Source organism: Pseudoalteromonas sp. Isolate3 (assembly GCF_022398505.1).
In the GTDB taxonomy this organism is placed as follows: Bacteria; Pseudomonadota; Gammaproteobacteria; order Enterobacterales; family Alteromonadaceae; genus Pseudoalteromonas; species Pseudoalteromonas apostichopi.
Window position 1 is genome coordinate 1 of record NZ_JAKEVN010000197.1, and the last position, 3,712, is coordinate 3,712.

Sequence of the window (3,712 nt, forward strand, 5' to 3'; positions counted from 1 at the left end):
TCTAAGCGCAGCTAAATATATTTGCTCAATGGCTTTTAAATCTGCAATGGGAACGTGTTCATTAACTTGATGAATAGTATGGTTTCTCACGCCACATTCAATCACTTGCGTGTGCTCATTAGCATAAAAGCGGCCATCAGATGTGCCACCACTGGTACTAAGCATAGGAAAGCTGCCAGTTACTTCATGCACAGCTTGTTCAAGCTGCTGCAATAAGCAATTGCTTGCTTGATGCATGGTATAAAATGATTCGCACGGGCGCTCCCAAACAAGCGTTAGCTGCGATGCTAAATCTGCCAATGCAAACTGAATTTCTTCTTTAACGTCTTTACTTTTATAGCCATGACTATAACGCACGTTAAAAGTGAGCTCACATTGAGCAGGAACAAGGTTATCTACCACATTAGCAATATTAATTCCGGTCACTTGCAGTGTTGTTGCCGAGCCAGCTTCATCTTTGTGCCAGCAAATTGCCGTTAAGCGCTTCACAACCTCTGCACTTAAATGCGCTGCGTTTATGGTGTTTTCTGGATAGGCAACATGTCCAGCTTTACCTTGAATAGATAATCGAGCAGACAATGCGCCACGTCTGCCATTTTTAATGGTATCACCAACATGCAAGTGACTCGTCGGCTCGCCAACTAGGCAACCATCAAGCACGACGCCTTGTTTGGCTAGACGCTCAGCAATCAATAAAGAGCCGTATTCAGCCTCGCCCTCTTCATCTGAGGTTATTAACCAGTAAAATGTGCCTCGTTTATTGCTATTTTGCGCTAAAAAGCGTTTGGTTGCGCAAAACATTGCAGCAACACCACCTTTCATATCTGCCGCGCCACGGCCATAAATATTGCCTTCAACTATTTCGCCGCTAAAAGGGTCAACTCGCCAATCACCTTGAGCGGCAGGCACCACATCAATATGACCCGAAAAAGCAACAACAGGCCCATCACCAAAGGTTACTTTAGCGATTAAGTTAGTAACGTGATTAAAGCTAAACACCTCACATTCAAAGCCCAATTGGCTTAACTTGTCCTCAAGCCAATCAATCGCGCCTGCTTGAGCAGGTGTTACCGATTTAAATCGAATCAAGGTTTGTAATGCTTTTACCACCTCAAACTGTGCTGATGGGTGTGATACTAATTCAACATTTGATACCAAACTCATAATAACCCTAGTCATTTAGAAAGCTTGGGTTATTACAACGAGAGATTATGACCGCAGTGTGAAAGTTAAATTAATGATTTCCTTCTTCGATGAGTGTTTCTTGGGTCACCTTAGCAATCTCTTTGTCTTCTTTCGTTAATTGTGTTCGTTGCCAACGACCTGCTGCGAACCAAAGATAAGTAATTAGCGCCACGAGTACATTGGTGATTGCAAAGGAATACCATATGCCCTGCGGTCCAAGTGAGGTATGTTTAGACAAAATATAGGCTGTTGGAAATTGGATAACACACTGTGAAAGCAGTGAGACAACCATAGCATTAAGCATGTTACCTGAAGCTCTAAATGCAGCAACCACGCAAAGCTGTACGCCTATTCCGCCCCAAGTTAAACACATAACGCGGATAAACTCTGCACCACCAGCAATCACAGATTCATCATCGGGAATGAAAAAAGCCACCAAGTATTCAGCGAATACATAAGCTATAACGCCTACTAATGTCAGGCCTAGCAGCCCCCAAAGCGAGGCTAAACGTGTTATTTGTGCAGCACGCTGTGGGTTTCTCGCCCCCATATTTTGACCAACCAAGGTCGAAACAGCCATTGAAAGACCCATTGCTGGGATCATCACCATTTGCAAAATATTAGATCCTACACCATAAGAGGCAATGGTATGCGTACCAAAGCTAGCCACCAAAAACGACATAATGATTAAACCAAATGCTCTCGCTGATAGTTCACCCGACCCAGGAGCCCCTAAAAAGAAGGCTTGCTTCATATATTGCCAGTCTGGTTTAAAACTAGAGAGTTTAAGTTGAATACCATGACGGCCACGTAAAAACACCCATACTCCGATTGCAGCCGCTAAGCTTTGCGTGATAAGTGTAGCTAATGCAGCCCCCATTACGCCAAAGCCAGAGAACTCACCAAAACCAAAAATCAGTAAGGGATCGAGCACAAAATTGAGTAACACAGTACCGCTTACTATATAAAGCGGCACCTTGGTTTGCCCTATGCCACGCATTAGAGCTTGAAACATGGCATAAATAAACACAAACACAACGCCAATAAATGATACATGCATAAATTTAAGGGCATCACCAAACACTTGCTCTTCAACACCTAATAAAGTCAAAAAGTAAGGTGATAGCACATAGCCAATTAAGCCAAGTAAGGCTGCGGTTATTGTCACCATTAACATGGTTTGCGCAGCAACATGATTTACCTTATCTTGCTGGCCAGCTCCCATATATTGAGCAGATAAAATAGCGCCCGCCATAGCCAACCCAGAGCCAATAGCAATCACTAAAAAAGTAACAGGCATACTGACAGAAACAGCAGCTACTTGCTCTGCCCCTAAACGTCCTACCCAAAATGCATCGGTCAGCTGATAAGCCGACTGCAAAATATTGATTAAGATGATCGGGATACCTAATTTAAGTAGCGCTTTTGAAATCGAGCCATGAAGAAATAAATGCTGGGGATCAGCCATGAAAAACACCTAATAAGCAAATAACACCGTTAGTTTACCAGCCGTAAATGAATATAGAGTCAATAAGAGTCAATCTTTTTTTTGCTGTACCCGCTTAAAAACTTAATCTAAATCAATAAATGCCTTCACTTAGTTCAAACATTTTTGAAACTTTGATCTAGAACAGGTTTTGTCCGCTTCAACTTGGTAATAATAGCGTCAACCAAATAAGACAAGTAGTTCGCGGAGAACAACATGAAAACTAAATTAAGCATTGCATTACTTACTTCACTATTAGCACTCTCTCCTGTTGCAAACGCAAACTTAAGCGTGAACGTAGGTGCAATTAATGTAAACCCTGATAACGACAGTTCAAAAATCAATGAAGCACCAACATTAGGTCTACGTGCAGATGATGATACTCAATTAGGTATTACTGTAGATTATGCGCTTGATGACAATTGGGTAATTGAATTAGTAGCAGCAACACCTTTTAGTCATGATGTTCAAGGTGCTGGTGGTTTAGCAGGTAACAAAATTGCGACAATCAAACATTTACCACCAACACTTTTAGCGCAATACCACTTCTTAGACTCAACTTATAAGTTCCGTCCATTTGTGGGTGTTGGTCTTAACTATACAACTTTCTTTGATGAGAAACCTTCAGCAGCTTTAAAAGCAACACTAGGTACTGACGATGTAGAAGTTAAACTAGATGATTCATTTGGCTTTGCAGCTCAAGCTGGTTTTAACTACATGATGAGTGAAAACTGGGGCCTTCATGGCATGGTTTCACTAATCGACATCGATACAGACGCTACAGTTTATGCTGACGGCGCAAAAGCATTAACTTCAACTGTAGAAATCGACCCAGTTGTTGCTATGTTCGGTGTTAAATACAAATTCTAACTTTCATTTTGTGAAAGCCCATACGCACAAAAAGGCCATATATTGGCCTTTTTTATTTAATTCTCATAGCCAATTCCATATTAAAAACTAGCTTAGTGTATCCTCTCTGACCAACTAATGAATTTAGGTTGCACCTCAAAAATAAACCATTTTATATCATTAGTTTTTAAT

Annotated in this window: 3 protein-coding genes; 1 reads left to right on the top strand and 2 read right to left on the bottom strand. The window is 41.3% G+C overall.

What is annotated here, in order from left to right:
• Both dapE and L1D46_RS20020 read right to left on the bottom strand, forming a co-directional pair.
• Positions 1 to 1,164, bottom strand: a 1,164-nt coding sequence (dapE, locus tag L1D46_RS20015; RefSeq protein WP_239978121.1) for a succinyl-diaminopimelate desuccinylase, incomplete at its 3' end; no start/stop codon positions are given.
• A 70-nt stretch (positions 1,165 to 1,234) separates the two neighbouring features.
• On the bottom strand, positions 1,235 to 2,653 hold the full coding sequence (locus L1D46_RS20020) for an MATE family efflux transporter (protein WP_239978122.1): 1,419 nt from the start codon (positions 2,651 to 2,653) through the stop codon (positions 1,235 to 1,237).
• Between the two features lie 234 nt (positions 2,654 to 2,887).
• Here L1D46_RS20020 and L1D46_RS20025 point away from each other — a divergent pair, with 234 nt between their 5' ends.
• The gene (locus L1D46_RS20025; protein ID WP_130051927.1) at positions 2,888 to 3,541 is read left to right on the top strand and encodes an OmpW family outer membrane protein; all 654 of its coding nucleotides are present in this window, start codon (positions 2,888 to 2,890) and stop codon (positions 3,539 to 3,541) included.
• Positions 3,542 to 3,712 lie beyond the last annotated feature (171 nt).